Below are 13,359 nucleotides of genomic sequence, written 5' to 3' on the forward strand. Positions count from 1 at the left end.
GATGCTGATGCCGCGCAAGCCCCCGAAGGGCTTCCGCAAGCCGCACCACCCGGACCGCAGTGGCGCGTCCAAGGGTGGCAACCGCGTGGTGTTCGGCGAGTTCGGGATCCAGGCTCTCGAGCCGGCGTACGTGACCAACCGGCAGATCGAGTCGGCGCGTATCGCAATGACCCGCCACATCAAGCGTGGCGGTAAGGTCTGGATCTCGATCTTCCCGGACCAGGCCCTGACCAAGAAGCCGGCCGAGACCCGGATGGGTTCCGGTAAGGGCTCGCCCGAGTGGTGGGTCGCCAACGTCAAGCCGGGGCGGATCCTCTTCGAGATGTCCTTCCCTAACGAGCAGATCGCGCGAGAAGCAATGCGTCGCGCGATCCACAAGCTCCCGATGAAGTGCCGGATTGTTACGCGCGAAGTGGGTGAATCCTGATGGCAGCGGGCGTTAAGGCCTCCGAGCTGCGTGAGCACTCCGACGAGGAGCTGGTCACGAAGCTGCGCGAGGCCAAGGCGGAGCTGTTCAACCTCCGCGTTCAGGGCGCAACCGGGCAGCTGGACAACAACCGGCGGTTGCAGGTCATCCGTCGGGAGATCGCCCGGATCTACACGATCATGCGTGAGCGCGAGTTGGGTCTCTCCGCCGCGCCGACTGAGGTGACTGCATCATGAGCGAGAACACCACCACCGCCGAGGCGCGGGCCCGCCGCAAGGTGCGCGAGGGCCTCGTGGTCAGCGACAAGATGGACAAGACCGTCGTGGTCGAGGTTGAGGACCGGGTCAGGCACGCGCTGTACGGCAAGATCATGCGCCGTACCAGCAAGCTGAAGGTGCACGACGAGCAGAACGCCGCCGGCATCGGCGATCGGGTTCTGATCATGGAGACCCGGCCGCTGTCCGCCACGAAGCGTTGGCGGATCGTGGAGATCCAGGAAAAGGCCAAGTAGCGAAGGCTCGATCTCGCCCGGCTTCAGTCGGGCGCGGGTTCCGCCAGGCTCCGGCCGCGGCAGGCGGCCGGAGAACCGGCAGACATAGGAGATAGACGTGATTCAGCAGGAGTCGCGACTGCGCGTCGCCGACAACACGGGTGCCCGGGAGATCCTGTGCATCCGGGTTCTCGGGGGCTCCGGTCGGCGCTACGCGAGCATCGGCGACGTCATCGTGGCCACGGTCAAGGACGCGATCCCGGGTGCCGGTGTGAAGAAGGGCGACGTCGTCAAGGCTGTCATCGTCCGCACCGCCAAGGAGCGGCGGCGGCCGGACGGCTCGTACATTCGCTTCGACGAGAACGCCGCCGTCATCATCAAGGACGGTGGGGACCCGCGCGGCACCCGTATCTTCGGCCCGGTGGGCCGGGAGCTGCGGGACAAGCGGTTCATGAAGATTATTTCCCTCGCGCCGGAGGTGTTGTGACCGTGAAGGTCAAGAAGGGCGACACGGTCGTCGTCATCGCCGGCAAGGACAAGGGTGCCAAGGGCAAGGTCATCGCGTCCTACCCGCGGCAGGACAAGATCCTGGTCGAGGGCGTGAACCGGGTCAAGAAGCACACCCGTATCAGCACCACCCAGCGTGGCGCCAAGACCGGTGGCATCGTCACCCAGGAAGCCCCGATCCACGTCTCCAACGTGCAGGTCCTGGATTCCGAGGGGAACCCGACCCGCGTCGGGTACCGCTTCGACGACAACGGCCAGAAGGTCCGCATCGCGCGTAGCACCGGTAAGGACCTGTGATGACCACGGCTACCGAAGCCAAGACCATGCCGCGCCTCAAGGAGCGGTACCGCAACGAGATCGTGGCCAAGCTGCAGGAGCAGCACAGCTTCGGCAACCCCATGCAGGTGCCGCGGCTGGTCAAGATCGTCGTCAACATGGGTGTCGGCGAGGCCGCCCGGGACGCCAAGCTGATCGATGGCGCCGTCCGGGACCTGGCCACCATCACCGGCCAGAAGCCGCAGGTGCGGCGGGCGACCAAGTCCATCGCGCAGTTCAAGCTCCGCGAGGGCATGCCGATCGGCGCGAAGGTCACCCTGCGCGGCGACCGGATGTGGGAGTTCCTGGACCGTCTGCTGTCCATCGCGCTGCCTCGTATCCGCGACTTCCGCGGTCTGGACGGTCGCAAGCTCGACGGGCACGGCAACTACACGTTCGGTCTGACCGAGCAGTCGGTGTTCCACGAGATCGACCAGGACAAGATCGATCGCCAGCGGGGCATGGACATCACGGTGGTCACGACCGCCACGACCGACGACGAGGGCCGGGCGCTGCTCAAGCTCCTGGGCTTCCCGTTCAAGGAGAACTGAGATGGCCAAGAAGGCGCTGATCCTCAAGGCGGCCGCGAAGCCGAAGTTCTCGGTTCGCGCGTACACCCGCTGCCAGCGGTGTGGGCGTCCCAAGGCGGTCTACCGCAAGTTCGGGCTCTGCCGGATCTGCATCCGGGAGATGGCCCACCGCGGTGAGCTGCCGGGCGTGTCCAAGGCTTCCTGGTAAGGGCGACCGCGCCCCGGCTGCCGGCCGGGGCCCCTTGCACCGATCATGTATTGCTCTTCGCCGTAGGCCCGGGGCTCACCGCCCCGGGAACCCCGGCGAGAAAGGCTGACGAAATCCATGACGATGACCGACCCGATCGCAGACATGCTCACGCGTCTGCGTAACGCCAACCAGGCGTACCACGACCGGGTGACGATGCCCTACTCCAAGATCAAGGCGAATATCGCCGAGGTCCTGAAGGCCGAGGGTTACATCGCCACCTGGTCGGTCGAGGAGCCCGAGGAGGGCGCCGTCGGCAAGCGACTGGTCGTCGAGCTGAAGTACGGCCAGAGCCGCGAGCGGAGCCTGGCCGGCATCAAGCGCGTGTCCAAGCCCGGTCTCCGGGTGTACGCCAAGTCGGACGGGCTCCCGCGGGTGCTCGGCGGGCTGGGCGTGGCGATCATTTCGACGTCCCAGGGGCTGCTCACCGACCGGCAGGCCCGCAAGCGGAGCGTTGGCGGGGAAGTCCTCGCCTTCGTCTGGTAACGGGAGACAGGTAGAAATGTCGCGTATTGGACGTAAGTCGATCCCGGTGCCTGCCGGCGTCGACATCACGATCGACGGCCAGACCGTCAAGGTCAAGGGCCCGAAGGGCGAGCTGTCGCACACGCTCGCCGAGCCCATCACGGCGGAGCGCGCCGAGGACGGCCAGCTGCACGTCAACCGGCCCAACGACGAGCGCAAGGCCAAGGAGCTGCACGGCCTGAGCCGTACGCTGGTCGCCAACATGATCGTCGGCGTGACCGAGGGCCACCGCAAGAGCCTGGAGATCGCCGGCACCGGTTACCGGGTCACGGCCAAGGGTAAGGACCTGGAGTTCGCGCTCGGGTTCTCGCACGCGGTGCTGGTCCCCGCGCCGAACGGCATCACCTTCACGGTGGAGAAGCCGACGGTGTTCCACGTGGCCGGCATCGACAAGCAGCAGGTCGGCGAGGTTGCCGCCAACATCCGGAAGATCCGCCCGCCGGAGCCCTACAAGGGCAAGGGCGTGAAGTACCAGGGCGAGGTCATCCGCCGCAAGGCTGGAAAGGCAGGTAAGAAGTGAGCGCCACGCTGCTCAAGCGCCGCCGCGGCGTTGCCGCCAAGCGCGCCGTCGGCCGTGCGCGTCGACACTTCCGGGTCCGCAAGAACGTCAGCGGCACCACCGAGCGTCCCCGTCTGGTCGTCACCCGGTCGCTGCGCCACGTCGTGGCCCAGATCGTGGACGACACCAAGGGTCACACCTTGGCGTCGGCCTCGAGCCTGGACGCCTCGCTGCGCGGCACCGAGGGCGACAAGAGCGCCCTGGCCGGCAAGGTCGGCACCCTGCTCGCCGAGCGGGCCAAGGCTGCCGGCATCTCGAAGGTCGTCTTCGACCGCGGTGGCAACCGGTACGCGGGGCGGGTCGCCGCGCTTGCCGACGCCGCCCGCGAAGCCGGGCTCGAGTTCTAGAAACCCCGTCACGAGAGAGAAGGAAGGCTGCTGATGCCAGGTCAACAGCGCCGTGGCGGCGGGTCCGGTGGCAACGAGGGTGGTCGCCGCGACAACCGCCGTGAGGGCGGCCGCGGAAACGCGCCCGTCGAGAAGACCCCGCACCTCGAGCGGGTCGTCGCGATCAACCGCGTCGCCAAGGTCGTGAAGGGTGGTCGTCGCTTCAGCTTCACCGCCCTGGTGATCGTGGGCGACGGCGACGGCAACGTCGGCGTGGGCTACGGAAAGGCCAAGGAGGTGCCCGCGGCGATCGCCAAGGGCGTCGAGGAGGCCAAGAAGCACTTCTTCAAGGTGCCGCGGATCGGTAAGTCGATCCCGCACCCGATCACGGGTGAGGCCGCCGCCGGCGTGGTGCTGCTCAAGCCGGCCTCGGCCGGTACGGGCGTCATCGCCGGTGGGCCGGTGCGTGCCGTGCTGGAGTGTGCCGGCATCCACGACGTGCTCTCCAAGAGCCTCGGGTCGTCGAACCCGATCAACATCGTGCACGCCACGGTGGCGGCGCTGAAGGGGCTCGAGTCCCCGGAGGCTGTCGCGGCCCGTCGTGGCCTGCCGGTCGAGGACGTCGCGCCGGCCGCCATGCTGGCGTCGCGGGCGGGGGTGGCATCCTGATGGCTCGCCTGAAGGTCACCCAGCTCCGGTCCGTGATCGGGACCAAGCAGAACCAGCGTGAGTCGCTGCGTTCGCTCGGTCTCAAGCGGATCAACGACGTGGTGGTCAAGGAGGACCGGCCGGAGATCCGGGGCATGATCTTCGCGGTCAACCACCTCGTGAAGGTCGAGGAGGTCGAGTAATGACGATCAAGGTCCACCACCTGCGCCCGGCACCCGGTGCCAAGACCGCGAAGACCCGTGTGGGTCGCGGCGAGGGCTCCAAGGGCAAGACCGCCGGTCGCGGTACCAAGGGCTCCAAGGCCCGCAAGAACATCTCGGCGGCGTTCGAGGGTGGGCAGATGCCCATCCACATGCGCCTGCCGAAGATGAAGGGCTTCAAGAACAAGTTCAAGGTGGTCTTCCAGGTGGTCAACCTGGACAGGCTCGCCGAGCTGTTCCCGAACGGCGGCCAGGTCGGCCCGCTGGAGCTGGTCGAGTCCGGCGCGGTCCGCAAGGGCCAGCCGGTCAAGGTCCTCGGCACCGGCGACCTGAGCGGCGTGTCCATCCAGGTGTCGGCGCACGCGTTCAGCGCGTCGGCCAAGGAGAAGATCACCGCCGCCGGTGGCTCCGTCACCGAGCTGTAGGGCAGAACCCGTGGCGCCCGCTCAGTTGTCTGTGACTGGGCGGGCGCCACGGTCTACCCCGAACGTGTGCACCGGGTAATATCGGATTCGGTTTATGTAGCCGGGCACACCTGCCCGGACCGGGATCGGGCTGTTAGAGTCCCATCCCAGCTATGGATATCGGGCGCTCGCCCGGCACCCACCCCGACCGCCAGGGACCACCACCGGCGGCCCGCCTCGCGCAGGAGGAAGAAAGTTGCTGTCCGCCTTTCTCAGTGCGTTCCGTACGCCTGACCTGCGCAAGAAGCTGCTGTTTACGGTAGGCATCATTGCGGTCTACCGGCTCGGCGCGACACTGCCCAGCCCGGGTGTCTCGTACGGCAACGTGCAGAAGTGTCTCGACAGCATCCAGGGGGACACCACCGGGGTGCTGAACCTGCTCGACCTCTTCTCCGGCGGGGCGCTGCTCCAGCTCTCGGTCTTCGCGCTGGGGATCATGCCCTACATCACAGCGTCGATCATCCTGCAGCTGCTCACCGTGGTCATCCCGCGGTTGGAGCAGCTCCGCAAGGAGGGTCAGGCCGGCCAGGCGAAGATCACCCAGTACACCCGCTACCTCACCCTCGGCCTGGGCATCCTCCAGTCGTCGGCGTTCGTGGCGCTGGCCCGCTCCGGGCAGCTGTTCCAGAACAAGTGCGACCAGTTCCCGATCGTCCCCGAGGGCACCGGCATCCCGAACTGGCTGACGCTGTCCATCCTGGTCATGACGATGACCGCCGGCACGGGCATGGTGATGTGGCTCGGCGAGCTGATCACCGACCGGGGCGTCGGCAACGGCATGTCGGTGCTGATCTTCACCTCGATCGCGGCGCGCCTTCCCGCCGAGGGTTGGAAGATCAAGACTCAGCAGGGCTGGGGCAAGTTCTTCCTGGTGCTCGCGCTGGTCCTGGTGGTCATCACCGCCGTCACCTTCATCGAGCAGGCACAGCGCCGGATCCCGGTGCAGTACGCCAAGCGGATGATCGGCCGGCGGATGTACGGCGGCACCTCGACCTACATCCCGCTGAAGGTCAACCAGGCGGGTGTCATCCCGGTCATCTTCGCCTCGTCGCTGCTCTACCTGCCGCAGCTGGCGCTCCAGTTCTTCGATCCGAACAACCCGGGCAAGACCCAGGCCTGGATCCAGAACAACGTGGTGAACCCGTCGAGCCCGGCGCACATCGTGATCTACTTCATGCTGATCATCTTCTTCACGTACTTCTACGTCTCGATCACGTTCAACCCGACCGAGGTCGCGGACAACATGAAGAAGTACGGCGGCTTCGTGCCGGGCATCCGCCCCGGCAAGCCGACCGCCGACTACCTCGACTTCATCCTCAGCCGGATCACCCTGCCGGGTGCGCTCTACCTGGGTATCGTCGCGGTCCTGCCGAACTTCTTCTTCATCTGGCTGAACAACCAGCAGTTCCAGAACTTCCCGTTCGGCGGCACCGCTGTGCTCATCATGGTCGGCGTCGGTCTGGAGACCGTGAAGCAGATCGAGAGCCAACTCATGCAGCGGAACTACGAAGGGTTCCTGCGGTAGATGCGACTCGTTCTGGTTGGCCCGCCGGGCGCGGGCAAGGGCACACAGGCGGAGTTCATCGCCGCTCACCTCTCGGTGCCTAAGATCTCGACCGGTGACATCTTCCGGGCGAACGTCTCCCAGGGCACGCCCCTGGGCATCGAGGCCAAGCGGTACATGGACGCCGGCAAGCTGGTCCCGGACGAGGTGACCATCAACATGGTCCGGGACCGGCTCGCCGAGCCGGACGCCAGCGAGGGTTTCCTGCTCGACGGTTTCCCGCGCACCACGCCGCAGGCCGCCGCGCTGGACAAGCTGCTTGCCGACCTCGGCACCGCGCTGGACCTGGTGCTGGAGCTGGTCGTCGACGACGACGAGGTGATCCGGCGGCTCTCCGGCCGGCGTACCTGCCGGGGCTGCGGGAAGATCTGGCACGTCGAGTTCGACGCGACGACCCGGGACGACATCTGCGACCGCTGCGGCGCGGAACTGTTCCAGCGCGACGACGACAAGCCGGAGACCATCGCCGCCCGGCTGCGGGAGTACGCCGAGAAGACCGCGCCGCTGGTGGACTACTACGGCGCCCAGAGCAAGCTGGTGGGCATCGACGCCACAGGCCCGGTGGAGGACGTCACCGTCCGCGCCATCGACGCCCTCCGCTCATACGGCGGCTGACGACCGCCGGGGCTCCGGCGGATAGAGTGCGAACAGCGGGGTACGTGCGACGTGCTCCGCTGTTCCGCGCGACGAAAGGTAACGGCTCCATGCGTCGTCCCCAGCTGGACATCCAGCTGAAGACCCCCGACCAGATCGAGTTGATGCGCGCCGCCGGTCTGGTGGTCGCCGAGGCGCTGCGTCGGATGCGAGAGGCGGTCGCTCCCGGGGTCAGCACCGCCGACCTGGACGCGATCGCCGAGTCGACGATCCGGGAGGCCGGCGCGGTTCCCTCGTTCAAGGGCTACCACGGCTTCCCCGCCTCGATCTGCTCGTCGGTCAACGAGCAGGTCGTACATGCCATCCCGTCGCCCGCCCAGGTGCTCCGGGACGGCGACCTGATCTCGATCGACTGCGGCGCGGTGCTGAACGGCTGGCACGGCGACGCGGCGATCACCGCCGGCGTGGGGGAGGTCGACCCGGCACTGCTGAAGATGGCCGCGGTGGCCGAGGACTCGATGTGGGCCGGGATCGCCGCCGCGGCGCGGGGGGCGGCCAGCGGTAGGGGCCGCCTGACCGACATCTCGCACGCGGTGGAGAGCGCGGTCCGCAGGGGCGGCCGGTACGGCATCGTCGACGGGTACGGCGGGCACGGCATCGGCACCGAGATGCACCAGGACCCGCACGTGCTCAACCATGGCCGGCCCGGCAAGGGCCCCCGGCTGGTACCGGGCATGGCGCTGGCCATCGAGCCGATGATCACCAAGGGTTCGCCGCGCACGGCCGAGCTGGCCGACGGCTGGACGGTCGTCACCCGGGACGGCTCGATGGCGGTGCACGTCGAGCACACGATGGCGCTGCTGCCGGATGGTGTGTGGGTGCTGACGGCGTTCGACGGGGGCCGGGGGCGCCTCGGCGACCTGGTCACCTCCCGCCAACCTGCGGACTCACCGACCCGCTGAGCCTCCGCCGCGTCCCGCTGGCGTCTGCACGCCCGGCCTCCGGCCCGCTGCGGCTCCCACCGCCCCGCCTGAGGCCCGCGCTGCGGGCTCTTGAGGTCTCCCGAGGTATCCGGACACCGGCACGCGGTGCCGGCCCGGCTCCAGCGGACGCGAGGAGCCGGTGGTCGCCGGACGGTGGCATGCTTGCTGGCATGGAGGGACGCGACGGGATGCGGGCCGCCGACGCGGACCGGCAGGTAGTGGCGGACCAACTGCGGGTGGCCGTGGACGAGGGCCGGCTCGACCTGCACGAGTACGACGAGCGGTTGCAGCGGGCGTACGCCTCGCGCACGTACGGCGAGCTGGACGCGCTGGTGACCGATCTGCCGGTGCCGGCGGCCCCGGCAGCGTCGGAACTGGCGACGGTGCCGGACGCGGTCCCGCCAGCGGTGGAACGCGCCCGGTCGTCGGTGACCGCCCGGTGGCTGGCCGAGGTCTGGCTTCCGTACCTGCGGGTGGTCGCGATCGTGGCGACCGTCTGGGCGGTGACCTCGATGCTCGCCACCGACCTGCTCTATCTGTGGCCCGCCTGGGTGGCCGGGCCGTGGGGGGCGGTGCTCCTGGTGCGCACGGTCGCCGGTCTGACCTCGGGGGAGCCGCGGCGGTGGGCGGCGGAGCAGGAGCGGCGGCGTGAACGCCGGCTCGCGAAGCGGGCGCGCAAGCGGGCGCGGAAGTTGGCTGCCGCCGCCGAGGAGCCCGAGCGGCGGGCGCTGCCGGCCGCCGAAGAGCGGCAGCGCCCGGACCCGGTCCCGCCGGACGGGGATGACCCTCGGGGGCCGCTGGGGGAGCTGCCGGCCGACGAGCGGGAACGCCGGCGGAGCGAGGCCGATGCCGAGGCCTGAATGGCCTGGTCTGTCCGGTCCGACGCACTGATTCCCGCCCGGTTTGGCGGTGGCCTGCAAGCGGGCGTAGACTTTCTGATCGGCGCACAGCGTCCACTCCGGCATGCCCATCCTGCGCTTCGGTGGGAGTCGGAGCCGCGGCTGGCGCGGGTCCCGAAACAGCGTTCCGGGGCCCGTGTAAGACGTTGTGGGCCGTCCGGAGCAACCGACGTCAGGACAGCGGAGGACATGCCGAAAAAAGACGGAGCCATCGAGATCGAGGGTCGAGTCATCGAGCCCCTGCCGAACGCCATGTTCCGGGTGGAGCTCGCGAACGGTCACAAGGTTTTGGCTCACATCAGCGGCAAGATGCGGCAGCACTACATCCGCATCCTGCCGGAGGACCGGGTCGTCGTGGAACTTTCCCCGTACGACCTGACTCGCGGGCGCATCGTCTACCGCTACAAGTAAGCGACCTGACGGCGGCCGGGTAGTCCCCGTGTCCGTCTTCGACGTCCGGCGTCGCGCGTGTCGCGTCTCCGGGCCAGATGGGAAGTAAGGCAACCGTGAAGGTCAAGCCGAGCGTCAAGAGGATCTGCAACAAGTGCCGGGTGATCCGTCGGCACGGTCGGGTCATGGTCATCTGTAGCGACCCGCGCCACAAGCAGCGCCAGGGCTGAACCAGTCCGATCGACCGTGACCTATTGATCACGGCCAGTCGAACCGGCCCGGGCCGCAGGTCCAGCAACACATCATTAGCTCGTCCCAGCCGCGAGCGGTACGCGTAGCGCGTACCTCTGCGTGGTTGACCCCCGGTCGGAGGCCGGGGCCCGCTCGGGCAGCGGTCGATCCTCCCGGCGCCACGGCGCCGGGCCGACCGGAGCGGGGTGGGGCGGGTGCAGACCTCCGCAGAACACCACAAGGAGTACGCCCGCACATGGCACGTCTAGCCGGCGTGGATCTTCCCCGCGAAAAGCGGATGGAGATCGCGCTCACCTACATCTTCGGCGTGGGTCGTACCCGCGCACTGGAGACGCTCGCTGCCACCGGCATCTCGCCGGACAAGCGCGCTCGGGACCTCACGGACGAGGAGCTGGTCCAGCTCCGGAACCACATCGAGGGCAACTACAAGGTTGAAGGCGACCTGCGCCGCGAGGTCGCCGCTGACATCCGCCGCAAGGTCGAGATCGGCTGCTACGCCGGCATCCGGCACCGCCGGGGTCTGCCCGTGCGTGGCCAGCGGACCAAGACCAATGCGCGGACCCGCAAGGGCCCGAAGCGGACCGTCGCCGGCAAGAAGAAGCCCGGCAAGAAGTAACTAGGAGCGCACAGACTTATGCCACCGAAGGCTCGTGCCGGAGCCGCCGTTAAGAAGGTCCGGCGCAAGGAACGCAAGAACGTCGCCCACGGGCAGGCGCACATCAAGAGCACCTTCAACAACACCATCGTGTCCATCACGGACCCGACCGGTGCGGTCATCTCCTGGGCCTCCGCCGGCCAGGTCGGTTTCAAGGGCTCGCGCAAGTCGACCCCGTTCGCCGCGCAGCTGGCCGCCGAGGCCGCCGCGCGTCGGGCGATGGAGCACGGCATGCGCAAGGTCGACGTGTTCGTCAAGGGCCCCGGCTCCGGCCGGGAGACCGCGATCCGTTCGCTGCAGGCCGTCGGGCTGGAGGTCGGCCAGATCGCCGACGTCACCCCGCAGCCGCACAACGGATGCCGTCAGCCGAAGCGTCGCCGGGTCTGAGAGGTAGAGAGAGATGGCTCGTTACACCGGTGCTGACTGCCGCCGTTGCCGGCGGGAGAAGATGAAGCTGTTCCTCAAGGGCAGCAAGTGCGATGGCCCGAAGTGCCCGTTCGAGTCCCGGCCGTTCCCGCCCGGGCAGCACGGCCGCGGCCGCACCAAGGAGACGGAGTACCTGCTCCAGCTCCGCGAGAAGCAGAAGGCCCGCCGTGTCTACGGCGTGCTGGAGAAGCAGTTCCGCGGTTACTACGAGGAAGCCGTGGGCAAGCAGGCCAAGACCGGTGAGGTCCTCCTGCAGATCCTCGAGTCGCGGCTGGACAACGTCGTTTACCGGGCCGGCTTCGCGCACTCGCGTGACATGGCCCGTCAGTTGGTCAAGCACGGCCACTTCACGGTGAACGGCAAGAAGGTCGACATCCCGTCGTTCCGGGTGAAGGAGCACGACATCATCGAGGTTCGGGCCAAGAGCAAGGAGCTCACCCCGTTCATCGTGGCGCAGGCTCAGGCCGGCTCGAAGACGGTCCCGGCGTGGCTGGAGGCCATCCCGAGCCAGATGAAGGTTCTCGTGCACTCGCTCCCGGCCCGCCAGGTGATCGACACCCAGGTCCAGGAGCAGCTGATCGTCGAGCTCTACTCCAAGTAGTCGGGCTCGTTGCGGTGGTCCGCCCTGCGGGGCGGACCACCGGAACAGTTTGTGTCGCGGACGTCAAATAGCGGGCGTCCCGGAAGAGAAGAGAAGACATGCTCATCAGCCAGCGACCGTCTCTGTCCGAAGAGTCGATCAACGAGACCCGGTCTCGGTTCACCATCGAGCCGCTGGAGCCGGGCTTCGGCTACACCCTGGGCAACTCGCTGCGGCGTACGCTGCTGTCGTCCATCCCGGGTGCGGCGATCACCTCCATCAAGATCGACGGCGTGCTGCACGAGTTCACCACGATCCCCGGCGTCAAGGAGGACGTGGTCGAACTCGTCATGAACATCAAGGAGCTGTGCGTCAGCTCCGAGCACGACGAGCCGGTCAGCATGTACCTGCGTAAGCAGGGCCCAGGCGACGTGACGGCGGGCGACATCCAGCCCCCGGCCGGCGTCTCGGTGCACAACCCGGATCTGAAGCTCGCCACCCTCAACGGCAAGGGCCGGCTCGACATGGAGCTGACCGTCGAGCGGGGTCGCGGCTACGTGACCGCGGCGCAGAACAAGCAGTCCGGCGCCGAGATCGGCCGCATCCCGGTCGACTCGATCTACTCGCCGGTGCTGAAGGTGACATACCGCGTCGAGGCGACCCGGGTCGAGCAGCGGACCGACTTCGACCGGCTGATCATCGACGTCGAGACCAAGCCGTCGATGGGCCCGCGTACCGCGCTGGCCTCCGCCGGTTCGACGCTGGTGGAGCTCTTCGGGCTGGCCCGGGAGCTGGACGAGACCGCCGAGGGCATCGACATCGGGCCGTCCCCGCAGGACGCGCAGCTGGCGGCGGACCTGGCCCTGCCGATCGAGGAGTTGGACCTCACCGTCCGCTCCTACAACTGCCTGAAGCGCGAGGGCATCAACTCCGTCGGTGAGCTCATCGGGCGCACCGAGGCCGACCTCCTCGACATCCGCAACTTCGGCCAGAAGTCGATCGACGAGGTCAAGATGAAGCTGGCCGGGATGGGGCTGGGGCTGAAGGACTCGGCCCCGAACTTCGACCCGGCGAACGTCGTGGACGCCTTCGGTGAGGCCGACTACGACACCGACGACTACCGCGAGACCGAGCAGCTCTAGTCCCCGCTGCCGCCACACCTGAGGAGCACCAAAGATGCCCACGCCCACCAAGGGCCCCCGCCTCGGCGGCAGCCCCGCGCACGAGCGGCTGATGCTGGCCAACCTGGCCACCGCGCTGTTCCAGCACGGCAAGATCAAGACCACCGAGACGAAGGCCCGGCGGCTGCGTCCGCTGGCCGAGCAGCTCATCACCAAGGCCAAGCGGGGCGACCTCGCCGCGCGGCGGCGGGTGCTGGGCGTCGTCAAGGACAAGGACGTGGTCTACTCCCTGTTCGACCAGATCGCGCCCCGGTACGCCAACCGCAACGGTGGCTACACCCGGATCGTGAAGACTGGCCCGCGCAAGGGTGACAACGCTCCGATGGCGGTCATCGAGCTGGTCGAGGAGCTTCAGGTCGCCGAGCCCAAGGCGAACAAGAAGACCGCCGCTCGCAAGGCCGCACAGCAGGACAAGGTCGAGGCGCTCGCCCCCGCGGAGGAGACCCCGCAGGCGAAGTCCGGCGACCAGGACGCCGAGGCGCCGGTGTCGGCGTCCGGCGACACCGACGCCGCCCGCGAGGACAGCGACGAGGCCACCGAGAACAAGGCCTGACCAACGGCACCTTCGGGCCCGGC

Annotated in this window: 23 protein-coding genes and 1 pseudogene; all 24 read left to right on the top strand. The window is 68.2% G+C overall.

Annotated features, from left to right (window positions below; translation table 11 throughout):
- Nucleotide 1: 1 nt before the first annotated feature.
- The 24 genes and pseudogenes from rplP (at nt 2) to rplQ (ending at nt 13,336) form a co-directional block, all read left to right on the top strand.
- Entirely contained in the window at nt 2-427 is a 426-nt protein-coding gene (rplP, locus tag ACFYZF_RS02405; RefSeq protein WP_229400536.1) for a 50S ribosomal protein L16, read from the top strand.
- Nucleotides 427-663 (top strand): 50S ribosomal protein L29, encoded by a 237-nt coding sequence (rpmC, locus tag ACFYZF_RS02410; protein ID WP_320066523.1) that lies wholly within the window; start codon nt 427-429, stop codon nt 661-663. The genes rplP and rpmC overlap by 1 nt, the downstream gene beginning before the upstream one ends.
- Nucleotides 660-938, top strand: coding sequence for a 30S ribosomal protein S17 (gene rpsQ, locus ACFYZF_RS02415; RefSeq protein WP_387015016.1), 279 nt, complete (start codon nt 660-662; stop codon nt 936-938). The genes rpmC and rpsQ overlap by 4 nt, the downstream gene beginning before the upstream one ends.
- 97 nt (nt 939-1,035) lie before the next feature.
- Nucleotides 1,036-1,404 (top strand): 50S ribosomal protein L14, encoded by a 369-nt coding sequence (gene rplN / locus ACFYZF_RS02420; protein ID WP_023358185.1) that lies wholly within the window; start codon nt 1,036-1,038, stop codon nt 1,402-1,404.
- Nucleotides 1,401-1,721: a 50S ribosomal protein L24 gene (gene rplX / locus ACFYZF_RS02425; protein ID WP_161685897.1), complete on the top strand. Its 321-nt coding sequence runs from the start codon at nt 1,401-1,403 to the stop codon at nt 1,719-1,721. The genes rplN and rplX overlap by 4 nt, the downstream gene beginning before the upstream one ends.
- The gene (gene rplE, locus ACFYZF_RS02430) at nt 1,721-2,290 is read left to right on the top strand and encodes a 50S ribosomal protein L5 (protein ID WP_350881964.1); all 570 of its coding nucleotides are present in this window, start codon (nt 1,721-1,723) and stop codon (nt 2,288-2,290) included. Before rplX ends, rplE begins: the two co-directional genes overlap by 1 nt.
- A 1-nt stretch (nt 2,291) precedes the next feature.
- Nucleotides 2,292-2,477 (top strand): type Z 30S ribosomal protein S14, encoded by a 186-nt coding sequence (locus ACFYZF_RS02435; protein WP_161685895.1) that lies wholly within the window; start codon nt 2,292-2,294, stop codon nt 2,475-2,477.
- A 117-nt stretch (nt 2,478-2,594) separates the two neighbouring features.
- The gene (gene rpsH / locus ACFYZF_RS02440; protein ID WP_091242005.1) at nt 2,595-3,002 is read left to right on the top strand and encodes a 30S ribosomal protein S8; all 408 of its coding nucleotides are present in this window, start codon (nt 2,595-2,597) and stop codon (nt 3,000-3,002) included.
- 16 nt (nt 3,003-3,018) lie between these two features.
- A complete protein-coding gene (rplF, locus tag ACFYZF_RS02445) occupies nt 3,019-3,561 on the top strand; it encodes a 50S ribosomal protein L6 (protein ID WP_387015021.1) in 543 nt (180 codons plus the stop codon).
- Nucleotides 3,558-3,947, top strand: a complete 390-nt coding sequence (gene rplR / locus ACFYZF_RS02450) for a 50S ribosomal protein L18 (protein ID WP_387015023.1) — start codon at nt 3,558-3,560, stop codon at nt 3,945-3,947. The genes rplF and rplR overlap by 4 nt, the downstream gene beginning before the upstream one ends.
- Before the next feature lie 33 nt (nt 3,948-3,980).
- Nucleotides 3,981-4,595 carry a 30S ribosomal protein S5 gene (gene rpsE / locus ACFYZF_RS02455; protein WP_387015026.1) on the top strand — a complete coding sequence of 205 codons (615 nt, stop codon included), beginning with the start codon at nt 3,981-3,983 and terminating at the stop codon, nt 4,593-4,595.
- Nucleotides 4,595-4,777 carry a 50S ribosomal protein L30 gene (gene rpmD, locus ACFYZF_RS02460; protein WP_387015029.1) on the top strand — a complete coding sequence of 61 codons (183 nt, stop codon included), beginning with the start codon at nt 4,595-4,597 and terminating at the stop codon, nt 4,775-4,777. The genes rpsE and rpmD overlap by 1 nt, the downstream gene beginning before the upstream one ends.
- Nucleotides 4,777-5,220 carry a 50S ribosomal protein L15 gene (gene rplO / locus ACFYZF_RS02465; protein WP_387015031.1) on the top strand — a complete coding sequence of 148 codons (444 nt, stop codon included), beginning with the start codon at nt 4,777-4,779 and terminating at the stop codon, nt 5,218-5,220. Before rpmD ends, rplO begins: the two co-directional genes overlap by 1 nt.
- A 235-nt stretch (nt 5,221-5,455) precedes the next feature.
- Nucleotides 5,456-6,784 carry a preprotein translocase subunit SecY gene (secY, locus tag ACFYZF_RS02470; RefSeq protein WP_387015034.1) on the top strand — a complete coding sequence of 443 codons (1,329 nt, stop codon included), beginning with the start codon at nt 5,456-5,458 and terminating at the stop codon, nt 6,782-6,784.
- Nucleotides 6,785-7,438: an adenylate kinase gene (locus ACFYZF_RS02475; protein WP_387015037.1), complete on the top strand. Its 654-nt coding sequence runs from the start codon at nt 6,785-6,787 to the stop codon at nt 7,436-7,438.
- Between the two features lie 89 nt (nt 7,439-7,527).
- Entirely contained in the window at nt 7,528-8,379 is an 852-nt protein-coding gene (gene map, locus ACFYZF_RS02480) for a type I methionyl aminopeptidase (protein WP_387015041.1), read from the top strand.
- Nucleotides 8,380-8,570: 191 nt separating this feature from the next.
- A pseudogene (locus ACFYZF_RS02485) lies at nt 8,571-9,134 on the top strand (DUF1707 domain-containing protein); the annotation flags it as partial.
- A gap of 354 nt (nt 9,135-9,488) precedes the next feature.
- Entirely contained in the window at nt 9,489-9,710 is a 222-nt protein-coding gene (gene infA / locus ACFYZF_RS02490) for a translation initiation factor IF-1 (protein WP_007073013.1), read from the top strand.
- Between the two features lie 95 nt (nt 9,711-9,805).
- Nucleotides 9,806-9,919 carry a 50S ribosomal protein L36 gene (gene rpmJ / locus ACFYZF_RS02495; RefSeq protein WP_043965539.1) on the top strand — a complete coding sequence of 38 codons (114 nt, stop codon included), beginning with the start codon at nt 9,806-9,808 and terminating at the stop codon, nt 9,917-9,919.
- Between the two features lie 257 nt (nt 9,920-10,176).
- Entirely contained in the window at nt 10,177-10,557 is a 381-nt protein-coding gene (gene rpsM, locus ACFYZF_RS02500; protein ID WP_089012515.1) for a 30S ribosomal protein S13, read from the top strand.
- 18 nt (nt 10,558-10,575) lie between these two features.
- On the top strand, nt 10,576-10,983 hold the full coding sequence (gene rpsK / locus ACFYZF_RS02505; RefSeq protein ID WP_161685873.1) for a 30S ribosomal protein S11: 408 nt from the start codon (nt 10,576-10,578) through the stop codon (nt 10,981-10,983).
- Between the two features lie 13 nt (nt 10,984-10,996).
- On the top strand, nt 10,997-11,623 hold the full coding sequence (gene rpsD / locus ACFYZF_RS02510) for a 30S ribosomal protein S4 (RefSeq protein WP_350881949.1): 627 nt from the start codon (nt 10,997-10,999) through the stop codon (nt 11,621-11,623).
- A 98-nt stretch (nt 11,624-11,721) separates the two neighbouring features.
- The gene (locus ACFYZF_RS02515) at nt 11,722-12,744 is read left to right on the top strand and encodes a DNA-directed RNA polymerase subunit alpha (protein ID WP_161685869.1); all 1,023 of its coding nucleotides are present in this window, start codon (nt 11,722-11,724) and stop codon (nt 12,742-12,744) included.
- Nucleotides 12,745-12,778: 34 nt separating this feature from the next.
- Nucleotides 12,779-13,336 carry a 50S ribosomal protein L17 gene (gene rplQ, locus ACFYZF_RS02520; protein ID WP_387015046.1) on the top strand — a complete coding sequence of 186 codons (558 nt, stop codon included), beginning with the start codon at nt 12,779-12,781 and terminating at the stop codon, nt 13,334-13,336.
- The last annotated feature ends 23 nt before the right edge of the window (nt 13,337-13,359 follow it).

The organism is Micromonospora sp. NPDC001898 (assembly GCF_042891255.1).
Lineage (GTDB): Bacteria > Actinomycetota > Actinomycetes > Mycobacteriales > Micromonosporaceae > Micromonospora.